Genomic DNA, 18,609 nt, shown 5'->3' on the forward strand with positions numbered 1-18,609 from the left:
TTTATAGGGGAAAACCCAAGTTAAAGGACATCAATGATGAGAGTTTCCCCAGTATCTTGTGCAATGGCAATTCTGTTAATTAGTGCTTGTGCCAATGAACCAGAGCAGCCAGAGCAAGTTAACCAAACCGAGCTGGCTCAGCCAAACAAAGTGCCACTGCAGTCCAGGCATCGTGCTGAACAGAAGATGGTGGTAGCCGGAGCAATGATGCATGACATGGCACTGTCACAACATCTTTACTTGCCACCGAATAATGTCATTACTGAGAAATACCTTGAAACACCGGAAAACGGTCTGTTCGTTACCAATGAACAGCCAGTTTCGACCTTTTCCATTGATGTAGATACCGGTAGCTACACCAATATCAGAAGAATGCTCAATCACGGCCTGTTGCCACCAGCTGATGCTGTGCGTGCCGAAGATTTTATCAATTACTTTGATTACCACTACGCCCCGGCTGCATCAGGGCAGACCTTTAATCTGGACACGCAATTGGCCTTGTCACCCTGGAACAAGGGGCGGCATTTGCTGAAAATCAGTCTGATGGGCAGTCAACCCGAAGCGCAATGGCAAAAGCCTGCTAATCTCGTCTTTCTGGTGGATGTTTCCGGTTCAATGAAGGCTCCGGATAAATTGCCGTTGCTGATCCAGAGTCTGCGCCTGCTGACCAGCCAATTGGACAAACAAGATAAGGTCAGCATTGTGACCTACGCAGGGCAGAGTAATACCTTGCTGGCGTCGGCTTCGGGCGACCAACAGCTGCAGATTATGCAAGCGCTGGACAGCCTTAGTGCGGGCGGTTCGACCAACGGTGAAGGTGGTATTCGTCAGGCCTATCACCTGGCCAGAGCCAACTTTATCCAGGAGGGTGTTAACCGAGTGATATTAGCCACCGACGGCGATTTCAATGTGGGAATATCGGATCTTGAGCAGCTTAAAGACCTGATTCGTCAGCAACGACAAAGTGGTGTGGCCCTTACCACACTAGGCTTTGGCAGCGGCAATTATAACGATGCCCTGATGGAGAGCTTATCCAACTTGGGCAATGGTCAGCATGCCTATATCGATAACATTAATGAAGCCCGCAAAGTGCTGATAGATGAGCTGTCTGCCAGTATGGAAATCATCGCCAGTGACGTAAAAATTCAGGTGGAATTTAACCCTGCCGTCGTCGCAGAGTATCGCCTGGTGGGCTATCAGAATCGTATGTTGGCCAGGGAAGATTTCAATAATGATCATGTTGATGCCGGAGAGGTGGGGGCTGGTCACAGAGTCACCGCTTTATATGAGCTGGCGCTGACCACGTCAGATATCCGCCAGGTTGACCCGCTTCGCTATGCAGAAAACAATCAGGCGACATCCTTTTCCAATGAGCTGGCACAGATTAAACTCAGATATAAGCAGCCCGGCAATAATGCCAGCCAGCTGCAAAGTACTATTGTATCTCTGCAAGACCACAATCGCGAAGTCGATGGCGATTTTGCCTTTGCCGCCGCGGCGGCGGGGTTTGCTCAACTGTTAAAAGGTGGCAAATATATGCAGCACACCGGTTTTGCCGATATTCTGCAGCTTGCTGAGCGGGGAAAAGGGCAGGATAGCCACGGTTACCGCAGTGAGTTTATCCGTCTGGTACGCAGTGCCGACGCTCTGACAACATCTCAGGCTGGCACTTTATAGAGACAAGATATGCAATTCGCCCGTAGTACTGCCAGTCACAATCCGACGCCGATTCAGGTTCAGTCCGATGAGCAACTTATGCTGGCCTACGGGCAGGGGGAAATACAGGCTTTTAGTCAACTTTATACCAAACACAAAGACCCACTTTGGCGTTTTTTTATACGTCGCGGTATGCCCACAGACTGCGCCGAGGAGTTAATGCAGGAAGTATGGCAGCGGGTGATTCAATCTGCTGCCCATTATCAGGCCAATGCACGTTTTACGACCTGGCTTTATCAGATTGCGCGTAATCTACTTATCGATAAGCATCGCTTGGCGCATCGCCAGTTCAAATTGGTCACCGAACATTTTGACGACGAGGACTGTTCGGCCAATGAACCTGAACAGTTGGTACAAAGCGCCAGGCAAGCCCAAAAGCTTAGAAAATGCTTGGCTAAGTTACCCGCCTTGCAATTGGATACCTTCTTGCTGAAAGAAGAAGCGGGACTGAAATTAGACCAAATAGCCCAGGTGATGGACTCTGCAGTAGAGGCTTGTAAGAGCAGAATGCGCTATGCCGTGGCAAACTTGATTGCATGTCTGGGAAAACACGGTGAAAAATCATGACAGTGCAGGATGAAAAACAGCTGACTGCTTTATATCAGATGTTAGGCAAAGAAAGCTCCCCCGCTAAACTGGACAGTAAAATTCTGGCCATGGCCGAAGCGAATCTATCTGACCGCTCTGACACCCAAATGAACATTACAAACAGGCCTACATTTGGACGCAAGTGGCGCTGGCCCCTGTCAGGTCTGGTAACGGTTTTGTTGGTGAGCGTAATAATGGTTCACCAATACTTTTCTCCTTTGCAAAAAATACCGCCGCATATGGAGTCGGCTCAACCAGCCAGCCCAGGTTTCATGCAAATGCCTGCCTTGATAAGGGAACAAGATCCGGTTGAGTCAAAACGGCAAAGATTTAGCGACGTTGAAGCAGAGGCGCAAAGTGCAGGGGACGTGAACCTTCATGAGGATATGCATGCTAATACGGCTGAGATAATCCAAAACGCCGCACAATGGCGGATTCAATTACAAGCAATCGACAAACTGCTATCTGATGGAAAAACCGAGGAGGCCAGAACAGCGTTAACCAAGCTTGTCTCGCAATCGCCGTCTGTTGCAGCACATTTGTCAGACAGGCATCTTCAGCTACTTGATAGGCCAAGATAACGGATCTACGTATGTATTTATGCACAGCACGGGATAACGTTTGTAATATTTGACTGATAAGTTGATGATGATTTGCTGAAATTCAATTGTTTAAAAGGATAGAAACACTTATGAAGAAATTATTCCTGACGGTTTTCTTTACTGCGTCTCTTAGTGCCGCCCCCCAGCAGTTGCCCAATAGCCAACTACTTGTCGACAACCCAGGTGTTTGGCAACACTATGAAATGGATTTAGGTCCGGTATTTGGTCGTTCAGATGTGTTGCTAGATGATACTGGTGAGAAAGTCATTACCTTTATGACGCTGCCCAGCAATGTTGACCCTGGCAAGTTGCATCAGATGCTCAATGGCATGCGTGATAGCTTTAAGGCACAAGGTGCAGAATATACCGATCATAAATTAATGGTTAATGGGCAAGAGTTGCAGATGCTGAAAACGGTGATAAGCGCAGAAGGCGGGGTAGATCATAGAGTTTATGTTTTGCATGACAAACTTATGACCCTTATTTTGTTTCAAGTGGGCGACACCGATATTGACAAACCTGTATATCGTAACTTGATTGCGTCCTTATCCGCTCTGAAGTGACCATAAGCTGAAGGCTCAGAATACCCCTTTTATTTCAGGGGTATTTTTTTTACAATACGCGCCGTTCAGAGCATCAACAGATGCTATTGGTTTAAGCTCCGGATTTACGTTCCGGCTCGCTGGAGAAAAGTTACATGTCTCAAGTCGTTGTCTGCGCGCTGTATAAGTTTGTCAGCCTGGAAAACTACCAAGAAATTCGCCAACCCTTGCATCAGTTTATGGAAAGTCAGGGGATCAAAGGCACCTTATTACTCGCTCACGAGGGCATTAATGGTACGGTATCCGGTAGCCGGGAAGCCATTGATAACTTGCTGAGATGGCTAAACGCCGATGAGCGTTTGAACCCTATCAGTTATAAAGAATCCTTTGATAGCAGCCAACCGTTTCATCGAACCAAGGTTAAGTTAAAAAACGAAATCGTCACCATGGGCGTAGAAGGTATCGATCCTCGCCATACGGTGGGCACCTATGTAAAGCCGTCAGAGTGGAATGCACTGATTAGCGATCCTGATGTTATCACTATTGATACTCGCAACGACTATGAGATTGAGATTGGCACGTTCAAGCATGCGGTTAATCCCAACACTGAGACTTTTCGCGAGTTTCCACAGTATGTAAAAGAGCATCTGGACCCGTCTAAACATAAAAAAGTGGCGATGTTCTGTACCGGCGGTATTCGCTGCGAAAAATCCACGGCCTACCTTAAGGAACAAGGCTTCGAAGAAGTGTATCACCTGGAAGGCGGCATTCTTAAATACCTTGAAGAAGTCCCCAAAGAACAGAGCCTGTGGGAAGGTGACTGCTTTGTGTTTGATAACCGTGTGGCGGTAAATCATGATCTTGAACGCTCCCACTATGATCAATGTTATGCCTGCAGGCTACCGATTACTGAGCAGGATAAACAAAGTGACCTGTACGAGTCAGGTGTCAGCTGCCCCAAATGTTATGGTAAGCACAGTGAAGAGCAGCTCGAACGTTTTCGTGAGCGCGAGAAGCAGGTGAATCTGGCCAGGGCCCGCGAGGAGGAGCACGTTGGTTCTGAAGCGCGTCTGGCGATGGAGCAGCGCCGCAAACAAAAGGCCGATGAACGCCGGGCCAGGGCATTAGCTGCCAATGCTGCCAGGAAAGCCGAACAGGCATAAAGTCTGGTTGTGGCAAAAGCAATTACAAGGTTAAACTAGGCCGATATGGTCCTAAACCGAGGAAGTGAAATGTCAGGACAAGCCTTAACCGAAACCCAGATTGCCGAAGTCCGCAAGGAGTTCGATTTTTTTGACAACGATCATAACGGCATGATTGATTTGGGTGAATTTATCGAATTACTTACCGTGCTTTCCCCCAAAACTAAGGTCAAGGTTGTGGAAGAGGCATTCAGTTTGATTGACGAGAATGCAGACGGCCATATTGATTTTGATGAATTTCTTGCCTGGTGGCAGCAGGGGTGGTGGGAATACTGACCTTAATCTGATTGGCAATAAAAAGGCGCGTGATGCGCCTTTTTATTGCCCAGAGCTTTTTTAGCCTTCCACCGGCACAGCAAATAACACCACCATAAGCATTAAAACCGCCAAACAAAGAAACGCCAATGCTTGATTGGCTTTTTTGGTTTCGTGGCTTGCCAAGCGGGCGGCAATCAGTGCCTGTAGCATATAATAAAATGCAAAAGCCTTTGACGCATAGGTAACCAGTTGGAATATGTTACTGCTCCAAAGTAACGCAATCGACAAGGCCGTAATAAGCGGGTAGAGACGCCGGGCGGGCAGATGGTGACGGCTTTCTTTCTCCACCACACCGCCGGCACCAATAGTATCCGCAATAGCGGCACTGAACTGACTCATGGCTGCGGCAATCACTAATAGTACTGGCAGGATCAGGGTTATTTGACCTGACAGCGCTATAATGGCGGTTTCGTTGGGTTCGCTGCCAACAAACTGGCTCATAAGCGGCATCGCCAAAACCACAAAACTAATGTAAATAGCTGCCGCCAGTCGCTGGGCTAAAATCATGGACTGCATGCGAACTTTGGCAGGATACTCGGAACCAAGATACTTTGATGTTTCAAACCCTTGCACAATCAATAACATACCACCTAACTGCGCGAGAGACTGAGCCAGGCTCTGACTCGGCGCAGTAAGCCCTGTCAGGCTGTACCCCTGGCCAATATCATGCCAGATTAGTCCTGCCAGCAGGGCAACAATAATGGCCAGCTTGATACTCACTGAATAGGTTTCCAACTTCTCCAGGCCGTGCAAGCCTTTAAACAGACCGTATATACCAATCCCGGCAAGCACCAAAGTGGCCAACACATCGGCATTAAATTCGCTGTAGATATCCAGGCCGGTGAGCACAAAGCCCGCCATCAGGCGAATATAAAAGGTGATGGAAATAACATATGCAAATGCCAGGGCAACATCGGCAAAACGGTCCAGACCCATACGCAAAGGGTCGGGCGGTTGAGCCTGACTTTGTGTTTCCTCCCATTCCATCGTAAAGCGCATGGCATGGCCCAGCCACAGTGACAGCAAACAGATGACAAGGATGGCCAACCAGGCCCAATGGCCAGCAATATTGGCCAGCAAGGGTACGACCACCAAAAAACCACTACCAATAATAGAAGCCAGAGGTGTGACGGTGGCTTGCCAGAAAGTGGATTGTCTGACGTTAGGGCGAAACATCAGGTACAACAATATGGCTGTCAGTACAATCAACACAGCGTCCAGTACACTGAAATCTCTGGGCTGGATGCTTGGCATGCCGCACTCCCTGGAACTAGTGGGGGAAAGGTTAACGCTTGTATAGTACTTTAATGAGATGGTAACCAAACTTGGTTTTTACCGGACCTTGTACCTCCAGCTCAGGACCATTAAAAACCGCTTTATCAAAAGTTGGGGCCATTTGACCCTGGTTAAATTCTCCCAGGTCGCCGCCACGCTTGGCCGAAGGGCAAAGTGAGTGTTTCTTGGCTAATTGTTGAAAGTTGGCACCTTGTGCCAGTTGCTTTTTTAAGGCCAGGCATTCCTGCTCAGTTTTGACCAGAATATGCAATGCGGCGGCTTTTCTTGGCATGCTGTTTCTCTTTTAATTAAGCTGTGGCGGCGATTATCTATTAAGGTGGATTGCAGATTCAAATGTCAGGCTAGATTCTTACAACTGTGCAGCAACTCCGCCAGCAGTGAATCGTCATTCAGAGCACGGCCAATGGCAACACCACCGACCATCAGTACGGCTTGCTGTAGCGCCTTTTCACGATCTAAGCCCGATGATTCCAGCATATTGATCATGCCCTGAAAAATACGGGTATAGGTATTTCTGATCTGTTCATCTTGTTTTCCGATATCTGTAACCAGAAACGCCAGCGGGCAGCGACGATTAAGTCCTTTTACATGTTCCTCAGATAAATACGCACTGGTTAACTCACAGGTACTAAAACCATTGGGCAAACTGCGAACGCTGTTTCTGGCTGAGGCAAGAATTGCCTCGCTGTAAAGCGCTGACTTGGAGGTGAAATGGGCGTAAAAGGCGCCTCTGGTCAGATTGGCATTGTGCATAATCTGGTCAATGCTGACATTGTCAAAACCCTCTGTGGTAAAGAGTTTTGCCGCACTGCTCAAAATACGCTCTCGTGTTTGCTGCTTATGTGTTGGTTGCCAGGCCATAGTGATTCCTTGCCATAAAATATGTTCTTGAACATATTCATGGGTTTTCTAAGCTGATGCAAGGTGTTCAACAACAAGGAATCTTCATGACATCCGTGCATATTTATTCTGTGCCATTCAGTAGTTTTGGCCGTGTCGTACAATTGGTCTGCGAGCAAAAAGGCATTTCCTATAGCATGGGGTTGGAAGTGGCAGGTATGAATGTAGAGTTTAAGGGTGAGCAACATGCTAATTGGCACCCCTATAGCAAGATGCCGGTGCTACTGATTGGCGATCAGGTGTTGTGCGAATCCGCCAGCATCATACGTTATCTTGATAATGCCTATCCCGGTCCCGAATTGCAGCCCACTGACCCCTGGCTACGAGCGAAACTGGATGAGAGGGTGCAACTGCTGTCTACCTACATAAATCATGCCCTGATTAAAGACTATATTCTGGAACTGATTTTCCCCAAAGGACAGGACGGTGCACCCAGATTGGATGTAATGGCAGCCAACAAACCTGCGGCATTAAAGGCACTGTCTTTGCTGGAAAGCTGGCTGGCGGAGGGCGACTATCTGTTTGGCAACAGTTTCAGCTTGGCTGACGCCATGGCACTGCCGTCGCTGTACTATGTAACGCAGTTGCAGGAGCCGTTCAATCTACTGCCTGCCGACAGTGTGATAGGGTCCTATGTGCAGCGTATGAAAGATAAATACCCAGCTTGTCAAAAAGTGCTGGTGCCGAAGCAGCCATCCTAATTCAGCTGTACTTCCAGCAACAAAAAAGGCGCTCATTGAGCGCCTTTTTTTATCAGTATGTAACTGACATTATGCACCTAACGCGGTGCGGGCATCGGTATAGGTCAGTCCCAATTTACTACCCAGGGCATCAACCACCGCTTTATAAGTGACTTTGCCTTCATGCACATTCAGGCCGTTAAGCAGGTGCACATCGTCCAGCATGGCTTGCTTAGGACCTTTGTTGGCCAGTGCCAGACCAAACGGCAGGGTCGCATTGTTCAGCGCCATGGTGGATGTACGCGCAACACCGCCTGGCATGTTGGCCACACAATAGTGCACAACACCGTCAACGACATAGACGGGATCCTGGTGGGTAGTGGCACGGGCGGTCTCGAAGCAGCCGCCTTGGTCAATCGCCACATCTACTACGACTGAGCCTTCTTTCATATTGCGAATATGCTCGGCCGTCAGCAATTTAGGCGCAGCGGCACCAGGAATAAGCACGGCACCAATCACCAGATCGGCCTTAGATGAATAATGCTCAATGGCATCGACGGTGGAGAATACGGTTTTTAACTGACCACGGAAGATATCGTCCAACTCACGCAGACGCGGTAAAGAGCGATCCAGTATAGTCACATCGGCACCCAGGCCGATCGCCATCTTGGCAGCATTAGTACCAACCACGCCGCCACCTACAATCAACACCTTACCCGGGGCAACACCTGGTACACCACCAAGTAGCGTACCGCTGCCGCCGTGGGCTTTTTCCAGATAATGGGCACCGGCCTGAATAGACATTCGGCCAGCAACTTCTGACATGGGGGCCAGCAATGGCAAGCCATTGCGTGAATCGGTTACGGTTTCATAGGCGATACAGGTGGCACCGGAGGCAATCAGCAGTTCTGTTTGCGTTGGATCAGGTGCCAGGTGCAGATAAGTGTATAGCGTTTGCCCTTTGCTCAGCATTTTACATTCGTTGGGCTGAGGCTCTTTAACCTTTACGATCATCTCGGCTTTGTCGAAGATACTCTCTGCGCTATCGCTGATGGTTGCGCCTGCGGCAATATACTGATCGTCGGTAAAGCCAATGGCGGTGCCCGCATCTTTCTGCACCAGCACAGCATGGCCGTGGGTGACAAATTCTTTCACTGCGGCTGGCGTCAGGCCAACACGGTATTCATGGTTTTTTATTTCTTTAGGTACACCGATCAACATAATTCTGTTCAACCTTTGCGGGAAAAATAGGTTGTGAAGTATATGCAAAGATTTACAGAAGAGTGTGCTGAAGAATTGTTAACGGCAGGATATAATCCTGCAAAAAGTGCAGTGAGAAGATAATCGTATGCTGGTGAAAACCCCCAAACACCTGGATCGTATTGACCGTAATATACTGGTTGAGTTGCAAAAAGATGGCCGACTTTCCAACATTGAACTATCCCGCCGGGTCGGTTTAAGTGCCACCCCCTGTTTAGAGAGGGTAAGGCGTTTGGAGCAACAAGGCTATATTAGTGGCTACCATGCCAGGGTGGATCCCACCAAGCTGGGCGCTGCCATGTTGGTGTTTGTGGAGATTACCCTGACGAAAACATCCACCGATATCTTTGCAGAATTTTCTTCTGCGGTTCGTAAGTTGGACGATATTCAGGAATGTCATCTGGTGGCAGGAGATTTTGATTTTTTGTTAAAAGCCCGGGTGGCAGATATGTCCAGTTATCGAAAGTTGTTGGGAGATACCTTGCTGGGGCTGCCTGGCGTTAGTGAGTCACGTACCTATGTGGTGATGGAAGAAGTGAAACATACCGGTGCGATTAAAATTAACCTTAAGTAATGGCTGTATCTGCCAGTACTTGTTGGTATCTGACGACATCTTGAACAAGATTTGCGCAGCAAATAAAAATACTGGCAATAAAAACAGGGTTTATGTATTGCCAAGCTAGGATTTTAGCAACGTGGCTGGTATCTTTGCACAGTGTTTGCAGTGGTAATTTTTATAATAAATAGATGATGATGGCGCGACTCTCTGGTATCCAAAGGATCATGGAAGTGGGCATGATAGTGTGCAGTATGTTTGCACTCTACCTGTTGCTCGCTTTGGCTTCGTTCGACCCTGCTGATCCTAGCTGGAGCCAGGCAGGGTTTCGCGATGACGTACAAAATGCGGCCGGAGCCATTGGTGCCTGGTTTGCTGATATTCTGCTCAACAGTTTTGGCTATATTGCCTATGTGTTTCCCTTCGGTATTGCGCTGCTGGGCTGGTTTTTGTTCCAGCAGACCAAGAACTTGCTGGAGCTGGACTATCTCACCATCGGCTTAAGACTGATCGGTTTTATTCTTTCCATTGTTGGCGCTACCGCGCTGTTCAGCCTGAATGCCGACGATATTTACGTGTTTTCTGCCGGTGGTTTTGTGGGTGATGCTATTAGCGGTCGCCTGCTCCCTTACTTTAACCTGGCGGGTACAACTCTGTTGTTGTTGTGTTTTTTATGCACCGGCCTGACGTTGATGACGGGTATTTCCTGGTTACTGCTGATTGATCACTTAGGTGACTGGGCGATAAGCGGGGTTAAATGGCTGGGCAGACTGCCCTCCATACTGCAGGGCATGCAGGTGCCAACACTGCCTAAACGTAAACACAACGATAACGATATGGTGGAGATGGCGGACAAGCCTAAATCTGAGTCTGTTGCTGAAGAAACGCCCCCCTGGGGAGCGACACCGGTCCCGCGACGTGAGCCGGTTATTGAACCGGTATTCAGTCTGGACAATGACGAAGACTTTGATATGGGGGAGGTGCCACTGTTTGACGAGCCGGCTCCTGCACCCAAGCCCGCACCTGTGAAAACCAAGGGGGACAAAGCCAAGCCCAAAACCCTGGCTGAGTTGGAAGAAGAATTCGCTGTGGAGGGGGAAAGGCCGTCTTTTATGCTGCTCGATCGCCCGGACAAGGTGAAAAATCCCATTTCTCCGGAAGAGTTGGAAGCGGCATCCCGGTTGGTGGAAGCCAAACTGCAGAACTTCAGTATTGAAGCTAAAGTGGTTGGGGTGTATCCCGGTCCGGTAATTACCCGGTTTGAACTGGATTTAGCACCAGGGGTGAAGGTTGCCAAAATCTCTTCCCTGGCCAAAGACCTGGCCAGGGAGCTTTCCGCTATTTCTGTGCGCGTGGTGGAAGTGATTCCGGGTAAGTCTGTTATTGGTCTTGAGCTGCCGAATAAGCATCGTGAAATGGTGCGATTATCCGAAGTAATCGAGTGTGATGTGTTTCAAAACTCCACGTCCAATCTGACCATGGTGCTGGGCAAAGATATTGCCGGTAAACCTGTGGTGGTGGACCTGGCCAAGATGCCACACCTGCTGGTGGCAGGTACCACAGGCTCGGGTAAGTCTGTTGGGGTAAACGTCATGATTCTGTCGTTGCTGTATAAATCCAGCCCCGAAGACGTGCGGATGATTATGATCGACCCGAAGATGCTGGAATTGTCTGTATATGAAGGCATTCCTCATTTGCTGGCCGAAGTGGTCACGGATATGAAAGAAGCGGCCAACGCCTTGCGCTGGTGTGTAGGGGAAATGGAGCGGCGTTACCGCCTGATGTCTGCATTAGGGGTGCGTAATCTTAAGGGCTATAACACTAAGATCGCTGACGCCATTGAAGCAGGCGAGCCCATCAAAGACCCGCTCTGGAAACCCGAGCAGAGTATGGAGCCTGAAGCGCCGGATTTAGAAAAGCTGCCCAGCATTGTGGTGGTGGTAGACGAATTTGCCGACATGATGATGATCGTGGGTAAAAAGGTTGAAGAACTGATTGCCCGGATAGCGCAAAAAGCCAGGGCTGCGGGGATTCATCTGGTGTTGGCAACGCAGCGCCCGTCAGTGGATGTGATTACCGGTTTAATTAAAGCCAATATTCCCACCCGCATTGCATTTCAGGTTTCATCTAAAATTGATTCCCGCACCATTTTGGACCAGCAAGGTGCCGAAGCCTTGTTAGGGCAGGGCGATATGCTGTATCTGCCCCCTGGAACCGGCGTGCCGACCCGCGTACATGGCGCCTTTGTGGATGATCATGAAGTGCATGCCGTAGTGGCAGACTGGAAGAAGCGCGGTAAGCCTAATTACATTGATGAGATTTTAAGTGGCGAAGGCAGTACCGAAGTGCTGTTACCCGGTGAGCAGGCCGAAGGCGAAGATGCAGAGTCAGATCCTTTGTATGACGATGCGGTATCTTTTGTGACGCAAAGTCGCCGGGCTTCGGTATCCAGTGTGCAACGCCAGTTCAGAATAGGCTATAACCGGGCTGCCCGTATCGTCGAACAAATGGAAATGAGTGGTGTGGTCAGTGCCCAGGGGCACAATGGCAACCGGGAAGTATTGGCACCACCGCCAGTGTGAACCAATTTAAACCTGTCAGGACCCGATTAATGACCTGTTCAGTTTAAGCTCAGCCAGGATCAGCAGACTGATTTGGGTGTTTATTATTTCTTAGGATGTTATGAAGAGACTTCTTACCATTGGTTTTTGTGTATTGGCGTTTCCCACTTTGGCCAACGAGGCTGCGGATAGTCTGAAGAGCAAACTTAGCCAGTTGCATAGTTTTCAGGCTGATTTTGAGCAACAGGTGACCGACGGACAAGGACAAGCCGTTCAACAGGCACAGGGCACTTTACATCTGCAACAGCCTGACAAATTGCGCTGGGAGTTGAAAACGCCGGATGAAGCCTTGTTGATAGCCGATGGGCAAACGGTTTGGCATGTGGATCCTTTTGTTAGCCAGGCCATTGCACTTGACCAACAAGGCGCTATTGAAAACAACCCGCTCATTTTATTAGCGCAGCCAGATAGTCACCTATGGCAGGATTTTATGGTGAGTCAGGAAGGCAGTGGCTATCTTATCCGCAGTAAGTCTGACAATAGCCAGATTGATACCCTGACTTTGACTTTTGACGGTCAAACACTTTTATCACTGAGTTTGCTCGACCGGCAGCAGCAAAAAAGCGTGCTGAATTTCAGAGATATTAAGCAAAACATCGACCTACCAGCAGCACTGTTTAAGTTCACCTTACCTGAAGGTTATGAGCTGGATGATCAGCGTCAGGTGCAAACAGGTAACCTGCAAAAACCATGACCCAGCAGTTGGATTTCGGTCAGGATAACCCCTATCAACCGCTGGCTGCTCTGCTCAGACCGCGCCGTCTTGAAGACTATGCCGGTCAGCAACATATTCTTGCCCCCAATAAGCCATTAAGGCGAGCCATTGAGCAGGGCAAAGCTCATTCGATGATTTTATGGGGCCCGCCCGGAACAGGTAAAACCACACTGGCCGAATTAATTGCCAATTACTGTGATGCGCATGTGGAGCGTATATCCGCAGTAACATCGGGTGTTAAAGACATTCGCCAGGCCATTGATAATGCCCGTCATCAGGCCCAGTCCCGGGGGCAAAAGACCCTGTTGTTTGTGGATGAGGTGCACAGATTTAATAAGAGCCAGCAGGACGCTTTTTTACCCCATATAGAAGACGGTACGGTGATTTTTATCGGTGCCACGACAGAAAACCCATCTTTTGAACTAAACGGTGCGTTACTGTCGAGGGCTAGGGTATATGTACTGAAAAAGCTTGAACAGGCCGACCTTGAATGGATGCTGGAGCGGGCTTTGCGTGATACCCGTTTTGCTGATATATCCCTGGCGCCAGAAGCCAGAGCTTTACTCACCCAAATGGCTGATGGTGACGGGCGCAGGCTGTTGAACTATTTGGAGCTTTCCGCAGATTTTGCTGAACAGGGCATCATTCATCGCGACACTGTGCAGGAAGCGGTAGGTGCCAAGATAGCAGCCTTCGATAAGGGCGGGGATCAGTTTTACGATATGCTGTCGGCGCTGCACAAGTCAGTGCGCGGCTCTTCACCGGATGGCGCTTTGTATTGGTTTGCCCGCATGTTGGAAGCCGGTTGTGATCCCCTGGTAGCAGCCAGGCGCTTGTTGGCCATCGCCTCAGAGGATATTGGCAATGCTGACCCGCGGGCCTTGCAGGTGTGCCTTAATGCCTGGGATATTTTTCATCGTGTCGGGCCTGCCGAAGGTGAGCGGGCGATTGCTCAGGCGCTGGTTTATTGTGCCTGCGCGGCAAAAAGTAATGCGGTGTATGTGGCGTTTAAACAAGCCAGGTGCGATGCCAGGGAACTGGCCAACTTTGCGGTGCCGGTACATTTGCGTAATGCACCCACCAAGCTGATGAAAGAGCAGGGCTTTGGCCAGGACTACCGCTATGCTCACGATGAACCTGGCGCCTATGCCGCAGGGGAACGCTACTTGCCACCAGAGCTGGCAGAACAGCGGTATTATCAACCCAGTGAACGCGGTCTGGAAAAGCAAATCCAGGCCAAGCTTGAATACCTCAGCCAATTGGACCAACAAAGTGACCGCAAACGTTATAAGTAACGGCCTGGCCTTGTATGCCACAATTGCCGCAGGCGGCGCAATGGGGGCCTGCTTGCGTTATTTTATCTCGCAATTGGCGATGCAATGGTTTGGCAAAGGGTTTCCCTTTGGTACACTGGCGGTGAATATTCTCGGCTCTTTGATGATCGGCATAGTGTATGGTTTGATAGAGAGCGAGTATGTGGCTGGCCATCCCTGGCGAACCTTTCTGAGCATAGGTTTTATTGGTGCCCTGACCACCTTTTCTACGTTTTCCCTGGATACCTTGTTGCTGATTCAGCAAGGTGCCTGGCTGAAAGCAATTGCCAATATTTTATTGAACCTGCTGTGTTGTCTATTGGCAGCCTGGCTGGGAATTAAATTGATTTTGAACAAAGGTTAATCACACAGCATGCTAGACCCGAATTTTTTGCGCAGCGACATTGAAACAACGGCCGAGCGCCTGGCCTCACGCGGTTTTACCCTGGATGTGGCGACCTTCAAATCATTGGAGGAAAAACGCAAAGCGCTGCAAGTTCGCACACAGGAATTGCAGAATGAGCGTAACGTGCGCTCTAAGAACATAGGTAAAGCGAAGGCTGCGGGAGAGGATATTGCGCCTTTACTGGCCGAGGTAGGCAAGTTGGGTGATGAACTGGACGGTGCCAAAGCGGAACTGGATGCATTGTTAGAAGAAATCAGCCAGTTGTCTCAGGTCTTACCTAATCTGCCACATGAATCCGTGCCAGTCGGCCGGGATGAAGAAGAAAATAAAGAGATCAGTCGCTGGGGTACACCCCGCCAGTTTGATTTTGAAGTAAAAGACCACGTTGACGTCTCTGCTGCTCTGGATAAGGGCCTGGATTTCGAAGCTGGCGTCAAGCTCAGTGGTGCGCGTTTTGTGGTGATGCGAGGCAAAATTGCCAGACTGCACCGGGCATTGACCCAATTTATGCTGGACCTGCATACCAATGAACATGGCTACCAGGAAATGTATGTGCCTTATCTGGTTAATGCAGACTGCTTGTTTGGCACCGGACAACTGCCTAAGTTTGGTGAGGATCTGTTCCATACCAAACCCGCCACCGAAGAGGGGCAGGGGCTTAGTCTGATCCCGACTGCGGAAGTGCCGCTAACTAACCTGGGGCGAGATGAAATATTCGCTGCTGACCAACTGCCTGTTAAGATGACCGCCCATACACCTTGTTTTCGCAGTGAAGCGGGCTCTTATGGCCGGGATACTCGTGGGCTGATCCGTCAACATCAGTTTGATAAGGTTGAACTGGTGCAACTGGTGAAGCCAGAGGCGTCATTTGAGGCACTGGAAGAATTGACGGAACATGCAGAGAAAGTGCTGCGCCTACTTGGCTTGCCTTACCGTAAGATGTTGCTCTGTACTGGTGATATGGGCTTTGGTTCATGTAAAACTTACGATCTGGAAGTTTGGCTGCCGGCACAGAATACCTACCGCGAAATTTCTTCTTGTTCGAATATGCTGGATTTCCAGGCCCGTCGTATGCAGGCCCGTTATCGTAATCCTGAGACCGGTAAGCCAGAGTTGCTGCATACCTTAAACGGTTCAGGGCTGGCAGTGGGGCGTACCCTGGTTGCGATTCTGGAAAACTATCAACAGGCCGACGGTAGTGTGGAGATCCCGGATGCCTTGCGACCCTACATGAATGGCTTAGATCGCATCAGCTAAGCGACAGTTGTAAAGCAAGCGGGCCGCCAAGGCCCGTTTTTATTGGCCAATTCTGACCTGAAACTTTCATAAACAGAAATTTGTGCTTTACTTTCAAAAGTTAAGCTGATTTTCGCTGCGTATGAAAGCTACAGCCGATGTGCGCCTGCTGATGAAGGTGCTCTACTATGTTACTCTGGTGATTACACTGGGGATGGTGGCCTATCTGTTCTGGCTGACGTTTCTGACGGTGTATGAAGGCCTGATAGGATAAATGTTGTTTTTCTACAAACATTTGGCAGGCTTGGGTAGCCCGGCCAGCTTAGTTGCTTGCTTTGCCGGACCGTCCGGAAACAAACGTTGCAGATAACGGCTGTTACCTTTCTCAGGGCCAAACTTCTTTTCCATGGCTTTCACCAGTGCCCGTATTGCCGGGCTGGTATTAAACTCCAGATAAAAATGACGAACAAACAGTACCACTTCCCAGTGCGCTTCTGTCAGTTTTATGCCTTCACGCTGCGCAAGAAAAGACACCATGGTCTCATCCCAGTCCATATGATTGAGTAGATAGCCGGCTGAATCTGTGACTATGTCACGGCCGTTAAATTCAAAAGAATGTTGCATTACCAGGTTACCACTTGGTCGAATGTGAGGGTTAGGGTGACAAATTTGCTGTAATCAACCTGTTCAATAAAGCCAGGACAATGTGAAAGACCGCGCGCCTGCATGTCTTCTTTAAGGATATAAATGCCCTGGCGCTGCTGGAGTTGCTCAAACCAGGACTGGCCTTGTCCCTGGATGGCATAGACGGCGTCTTGCATTAGCAGTAAGCCGTCATCTTGATCCATCAGCGCAAGGCTTTGACCTATGTCGAGCGTGGTAAAAGGGCTACTGCGTAACAGATGCAGAATCATTAAAAGCTCACTATATGCTGAAACTGTTTCAATCTGGTTGTAAGGGCTGTAGGGGAAAGTAACTCCACTGCAACCGACAGGTCATCTTCCCCTAATCCACGCTCCTTTAAGCTATCCTGGCAGACAATAATGGTGTTGATATCGTAGAACTCCAGGGCAGCGAAAGTCTTGCTATAGTTTTTGCGCAGAATGGTTTCAGGCTGCTGCTGCCGTAGCAACTGAAATACCCCATCGCCAATAAAAAACAGTCCAACTTGCTGGCCAAAACTGCCTGCTACCAGCGCCAGATCCAGGGCTTCCTGTCCGTGGCTGCTGCCGTGTGGCGCATGACGGTTAATGATGGCGATACTTTGCATCAGAATTGCACCAAACGATCGCTATTTAGCAGCACCATTAACTGCCCCAGACCACTGGCCAGCACCTGCTCTTGAAGGTTTGTGCCGCTGAGGTTCCTTGCCTGGGCTTCATCGGCGCCGAGAATACCCCGCCTTGCTGCTGCGGTTGCACAAACATGTAATGGCACGCCAGCCTGATGCAAGGCAAGCCATTCCTGGTGTAGCTGCAGTTCATCGGCAGGTGGTGATTGCCATGCACTGACGTTAGTGACCGCCGATTGATAAAAGAAAACGCCTGAAATGCTGTGACCTGATTCAATTGCAGCGCGAATAAATTGTAATGCACTGTTGCTGCCTTGACTGTCAAATGGGGCAGAGGTCACCAGAATGGAAAATGTTGCCATGAAAAAAGCCCTGCTTTAGCAGGGCCTTAGTGTATCAGTCGTCACTGTTAAACGCACCCAGCAGATGCAATATCGACGTGAACAGGTTGTAGATACTCAAATACAGTCCAACGGTCGCACGAATATAGTTGGTTTCACCGCCATTGATGATGCGGCTGGTATCAAACAGAATAAAACCAGACATAATCAGTACAATACCTGCGCTGATGGCCAGGCTCATGGCCGGGATTTGCAGGAAAATATTAGCAATGGCAGCAACCAGTGCGACTATCATACCAATCATTAAAAAACCGCCCATAAAAGAGAAGTCTTTCTTGGTGGTGAGCGCATAGGCCGACAAACCAAAAAACACCAGTGCGGTGGCGCCGAAAGCCTGCATTATCAGTTCAGGGCCGTTTTGCAAACCAGCGTAAAAGTTCAGGGTGTAACCCAGAGAGCCGCCCAGTAAGCCGGTGAAGGCAAACACCCAGAAAATGCCGGATGCACTTTCAGCTTTTTTGTTGACAACAAACAGCAGCACCAGGGCACCGATGCTCATGGCGATAGCGGCAACAGGGCCAATACCGACGGCCATGGTCACACCTGCACATAATGCACTGAATACCAAGGTCATGGCTAGCAACATATAAGTGTTGCGTAGTACTTTGTTTGTCTCCAATACCGAGGTTTGTGACGAACTGCTATAAAGGGTTCTTTGGTCCATTTTTCACTCCGAAGTTTAACCAGTTAAACACTAGCTGATTACTTTGGCTATTTTTATGGGCTTTAGTTCCGTTTTCAAGGAATTCCGCTCGCGGCTGATATGGTTTGCGCTAAATTGCTGGTTAAAGCGTCAAGTTGCTCAATCTGTCATCATTCAGTAATTTAACGGAAAAATACCCTTTACAAGGTACAAAAACCTCATTAGTATGCACGCCACTTCTCGGAGAGCTGGCAGAGCTCGGTTGAATGCACCTGACTTGAAATCAGGCGAAGGGTTAAACCTTCCGGGGGTTCGAATCCCTC

At 49.3% G+C, this 18,609-nt stretch carries 22 protein-coding genes and 2 pseudogenes; 15 read left to right on the top strand and 9 right to left on the bottom strand.

Features of this window, described 5'->3' with window-relative positions; all coding sequences use genetic code 11:
• Positions 1-63: 63 nt before the first annotated feature.
• From ABD028_RS03310 to ABD028_RS03335, 6 genes are all read left to right on the top strand, one after another.
• Positions 64-1,677, top strand: coding sequence for a vWA domain-containing protein (locus ABD028_RS03310; protein ID WP_343841719.1), 1,614 nt, complete (start codon positions 64-66; stop codon positions 1,675-1,677).
• A 9-nt stretch (positions 1,678-1,686) separates the two neighbouring features.
• Positions 1,687-2,283 carry a sigma-70 family RNA polymerase sigma factor gene (locus ABD028_RS03315; protein WP_343841721.1) on the top strand — a complete coding sequence of 199 codons (597 nt, stop codon included), beginning with the start codon at positions 1,687-1,689 and terminating at the stop codon, positions 2,281-2,283.
• On the top strand, positions 2,280-2,885 hold the full coding sequence (locus tag ABD028_RS03320) for a hypothetical protein (RefSeq protein ID WP_343841724.1): 606 nt from the start codon (positions 2,280-2,282) through the stop codon (positions 2,883-2,885). Before ABD028_RS03315 ends, ABD028_RS03320 begins: the two co-directional genes overlap by 4 nt.
• Before the next feature lie 110 nt (positions 2,886-2,995).
• Positions 2,996-3,469: a hypothetical protein gene (locus ABD028_RS03325; RefSeq protein ID WP_102795327.1), complete on the top strand. Its 474-nt coding sequence runs from the start codon at positions 2,996-2,998 to the stop codon at positions 3,467-3,469.
• Between the two features lie 134 nt (positions 3,470-3,603).
• The gene (gene trhO / locus ABD028_RS03330) at positions 3,604-4,611 is read left to right on the top strand and encodes an oxygen-dependent tRNA uridine(34) hydroxylase TrhO (RefSeq protein WP_343841728.1); all 1,008 of its coding nucleotides are present in this window, start codon (positions 3,604-3,606) and stop codon (positions 4,609-4,611) included.
• A 69-nt stretch (positions 4,612-4,680) separates the two neighbouring features.
• Positions 4,681-4,926, top strand: a complete 246-nt coding sequence (locus ABD028_RS03335; protein ID WP_102795329.1) for an EF-hand domain-containing protein — start codon at positions 4,681-4,683, stop codon at positions 4,924-4,926.
• A 60-nt stretch (positions 4,927-4,986) separates the two neighbouring features.
• Here ABD028_RS03335 and ABD028_RS03340 read toward each other — a convergent pair whose 3' ends face one another.
• The 3 genes from ABD028_RS03340 to ABD028_RS03350 form a co-directional block, all read right to left on the bottom strand.
• A complete protein-coding gene (locus tag ABD028_RS03340) occupies positions 4,987-6,222 on the bottom strand; it encodes an APC family permease (RefSeq protein ID WP_343841731.1) in 1,236 nt (411 codons plus the stop codon).
• A 31-nt stretch (positions 6,223-6,253) separates the two neighbouring features.
• Positions 6,254-6,535 (bottom strand): peptidylprolyl isomerase PpiC, encoded by a 282-nt coding sequence (gene ppiC / locus ABD028_RS03345; RefSeq protein WP_102795334.1) that lies wholly within the window; start codon positions 6,533-6,535, stop codon positions 6,254-6,256.
• A gap of 65 nt (positions 6,536-6,600) precedes the next feature.
• Complete coding sequence (locus ABD028_RS03350; protein WP_343841734.1) at positions 6,601-7,125, bottom strand: TetR/AcrR family transcriptional regulator; 525 nt, start codon at positions 7,123-7,125, stop codon at positions 6,601-6,603.
• 86 nt (positions 7,126-7,211) lie between these two features.
• Here ABD028_RS03350 and ABD028_RS03355 point away from each other — a divergent pair, with 86 nt between their 5' ends.
• Complete coding sequence (locus ABD028_RS03355) at positions 7,212-7,865, top strand: glutathione S-transferase family protein (protein WP_343841736.1); 654 nt, start codon at positions 7,212-7,214, stop codon at positions 7,863-7,865.
• Positions 7,866-7,934: 69 nt separating this feature from the next.
• Here ABD028_RS03355 and ald read toward each other — a convergent pair whose 3' ends face one another.
• Entirely contained in the window at positions 7,935-9,065 is a 1,131-nt protein-coding gene (gene ald / locus ABD028_RS03360) for an alanine dehydrogenase (RefSeq protein WP_102795337.1), read from the bottom strand.
• Between the two features lie 127 nt (positions 9,066-9,192).
• On the opposite strand from ald, the gene lrp reads away from it, so the two are divergent.
• The 8 genes and pseudogenes from lrp to ABD028_RS03395 all read left to right on the top strand — a co-directional run bounded on the left by lrp (position 9,193) and on the right by ABD028_RS03395 (position 16,225).
• Entirely contained in the window at positions 9,193-9,678 is a 486-nt protein-coding gene (gene lrp, locus ABD028_RS03365; RefSeq protein WP_102795338.1) for a leucine-responsive transcriptional regulator Lrp, read from the top strand.
• 236 nt (positions 9,679-9,914) lie between these two features.
• Positions 9,915-10,334 (top strand): annotated as a pseudogene (locus ABD028_RS23225) (DNA translocase FtsK 4TM domain-containing protein); the annotation flags it as partial.
• Between the two features lie 429 nt (positions 10,335-10,763).
• Positions 10,764-12,242 (top strand): annotated as a pseudogene (locus ABD028_RS23230) (DNA translocase FtsK); the annotation flags it as partial.
• A gap of 100 nt (positions 12,243-12,342) precedes the next feature.
• Entirely contained in the window at positions 12,343-12,975 is a 633-nt protein-coding gene (gene lolA, locus ABD028_RS03375; protein ID WP_343841740.1) for an outer membrane lipoprotein periplasmic chaperone LolA, read from the top strand.
• Entirely contained in the window at positions 12,972-14,291 is a 1,320-nt protein-coding gene (locus tag ABD028_RS03380; protein ID WP_343841742.1) for a replication-associated recombination protein A, read from the top strand. Before lolA ends, ABD028_RS03380 begins: the two co-directional genes overlap by 4 nt.
• Positions 14,284-14,673 carry a fluoride efflux transporter CrcB gene (gene crcB / locus ABD028_RS03385; RefSeq protein ID WP_281259785.1) on the top strand — a complete coding sequence of 130 codons (390 nt, stop codon included), beginning with the start codon at positions 14,284-14,286 and terminating at the stop codon, positions 14,671-14,673. Before ABD028_RS03380 ends, crcB begins: the two co-directional genes overlap by 8 nt.
• 9 nt (positions 14,674-14,682) lie before the next feature.
• The gene (gene serS / locus ABD028_RS03390; protein WP_343841745.1) at positions 14,683-15,972 is read left to right on the top strand and encodes a serine--tRNA ligase; all 1,290 of its coding nucleotides are present in this window, start codon (positions 14,683-14,685) and stop codon (positions 15,970-15,972) included.
• Positions 15,973-16,093: 121 nt separating this feature from the next.
• Positions 16,094-16,225: a hypothetical protein gene (locus ABD028_RS03395; protein WP_281259783.1), complete on the top strand. Its 132-nt coding sequence runs from the start codon at positions 16,094-16,096 to the stop codon at positions 16,223-16,225.
• Positions 16,226-16,236: 11 nt separating this feature from the next.
• Here the strand turns inward: ABD028_RS03395 and ABD028_RS03400 are convergent, their stop codons facing one another.
• Genes ABD028_RS03400 through ABD028_RS03420 form a run of 5 tightly spaced genes read right to left on the bottom strand, consistent with a single transcriptional unit; the run spans position 16,237 to position 18,307 of the window.
• Positions 16,237-16,575 carry a TusE/DsrC/DsvC family sulfur relay protein gene (locus ABD028_RS03400; RefSeq protein ID WP_343841752.1) on the bottom strand — a complete coding sequence of 113 codons (339 nt, stop codon included), beginning with the start codon at positions 16,573-16,575 and terminating at the stop codon, positions 16,237-16,239.
• Positions 16,575-16,865: a sulfurtransferase complex subunit TusB gene (gene tusB / locus ABD028_RS03405; protein ID WP_343841755.1), complete on the bottom strand. Its 291-nt coding sequence runs from the start codon at positions 16,863-16,865 to the stop codon at positions 16,575-16,577. The genes ABD028_RS03400 and tusB overlap by 1 nt, the downstream gene beginning before the upstream one ends.
• Positions 16,865-17,221, bottom strand: a complete 357-nt coding sequence (gene tusC / locus ABD028_RS03410) for a sulfurtransferase complex subunit TusC (RefSeq protein ID WP_343841758.1) — start codon at positions 17,219-17,221, stop codon at positions 16,865-16,867. Before tusC ends, tusB begins: the two co-directional genes overlap by 1 nt.
• A complete protein-coding gene (tusD, locus tag ABD028_RS03415; protein WP_343841761.1) occupies positions 17,221-17,604 on the bottom strand; it encodes a sulfurtransferase complex subunit TusD in 384 nt (127 codons plus the stop codon). The genes tusC and tusD overlap by 1 nt, the downstream gene beginning before the upstream one ends.
• A gap of 34 nt (positions 17,605-17,638) precedes the next feature.
• The gene (locus tag ABD028_RS03420; protein ID WP_343841763.1) at positions 17,639-18,307 is read right to left on the bottom strand and encodes a Bax inhibitor-1/YccA family protein; all 669 of its coding nucleotides are present in this window, start codon (positions 18,305-18,307) and stop codon (positions 17,639-17,641) included.
• Positions 18,308-18,609 lie beyond the last annotated feature (302 nt).

Origin of the sequence: Bowmanella denitrificans (genome assembly GCF_039522935.1) — a bacterium.
Classification (GTDB): domain Bacteria; phylum Pseudomonadota; class Gammaproteobacteria; order Enterobacterales; family Alteromonadaceae; genus Bowmanella; species Bowmanella denitrificans.

Excerpts from the sequence above, each read along its gene's own strand:
- serS (WP_343841745.1), top strand. The coding sequence starts at position 14,683 with ATGCTAGACCCGAATTTTTTGCGCAGCGACATTGAAACAACGGCCGAG.
- ABD028_RS03395 (WP_281259783.1), top strand. The coding sequence starts at position 16,094 with ATGAAAGCTACAGCCGATGTGCGCCTGCTGATGAAGGTGCTCTACTAT.
- ppiC (WP_102795334.1), bottom strand. The coding sequence starts at position 6,535 with ATGCCAAGAAAAGCCGCCGCATTGCATATTCTGGTCAAAACTGAGCAG.
- ABD028_RS03340 (WP_343841731.1), bottom strand. The coding sequence starts at position 6,222 with ATGCCAAGCATCCAGCCCAGAGATTTCAGTGTACTGGACGCTGTGTTG.
- tusC (WP_343841758.1), bottom strand. The coding sequence starts at position 17,221 with ATGCAAAGTATCGCCATCATTAACCGTCATGCGCCACACGGCAGCAGC.
- trhO (WP_343841728.1), top strand. The coding sequence starts at position 3,604 with ATGTCTCAAGTCGTTGTCTGCGCGCTGTATAAGTTTGTCAGCCTGGAA.
- ABD028_RS03355 (WP_343841736.1), top strand. The coding sequence starts at position 7,212 with ATGACATCCGTGCATATTTATTCTGTGCCATTCAGTAGTTTTGGCCGT.
- ABD028_RS03380 (WP_343841742.1), top strand. The coding sequence starts at position 12,972 with ATGACCCAGCAGTTGGATTTCGGTCAGGATAACCCCTATCAACCGCTG.
- ABD028_RS03320 (WP_343841724.1), top strand. The coding sequence starts at position 2,280 with ATGACAGTGCAGGATGAAAAACAGCTGACTGCTTTATATCAGATGTTA.
- ABD028_RS03315 (WP_343841721.1), top strand. The coding sequence starts at position 1,687 with ATGCAATTCGCCCGTAGTACTGCCAGTCACAATCCGACGCCGATTCAG.
- lrp (WP_102795338.1), top strand. The coding sequence starts at position 9,193 with ATGCTGGTGAAAACCCCCAAACACCTGGATCGTATTGACCGTAATATA.
- ABD028_RS03350 (WP_343841734.1), bottom strand. The coding sequence starts at position 7,125 with ATGGCCTGGCAACCAACACATAAGCAGCAAACACGAGAGCGTATTTTG.
- tusD (WP_343841761.1), bottom strand. The coding sequence starts at position 17,604 with ATGGCAACATTTTCCATTCTGGTGACCTCTGCCCCATTTGACAGTCAA.
- tusB (WP_343841755.1), bottom strand. The coding sequence starts at position 16,865 with ATGATTCTGCATCTGTTACGCAGTAGCCCTTTTACCACGCTCGACATA.
- ABD028_RS03420 (WP_343841763.1), bottom strand. The coding sequence starts at position 18,307 with ATGGACCAAAGAACCCTTTATAGCAGTTCGTCACAAACCTCGGTATTG.
- ABD028_RS03400 (WP_343841752.1), bottom strand. The coding sequence starts at position 16,575 with ATGCAACATTCTTTTGAATTTAACGGCCGTGACATAGTCACAGATTCA.
- ABD028_RS03310 (WP_343841719.1), top strand. The coding sequence starts at position 64 with ATGGCAATTCTGTTAATTAGTGCTTGTGCCAATGAACCAGAGCAGCCA.
- ald (WP_102795337.1), bottom strand. The coding sequence starts at position 9,065 with ATGTTGATCGGTGTACCTAAAGAAATAAAAAACCATGAATACCGTGTT.
- ABD028_RS03325 (WP_102795327.1), top strand. The coding sequence starts at position 2,996 with ATGAAGAAATTATTCCTGACGGTTTTCTTTACTGCGTCTCTTAGTGCC.
- lolA (WP_343841740.1), top strand. The coding sequence starts at position 12,343 with ATGAAGAGACTTCTTACCATTGGTTTTTGTGTATTGGCGTTTCCCACT.
- ABD028_RS03335 (WP_102795329.1), top strand. The coding sequence starts at position 4,681 with ATGTCAGGACAAGCCTTAACCGAAACCCAGATTGCCGAAGTCCGCAAG.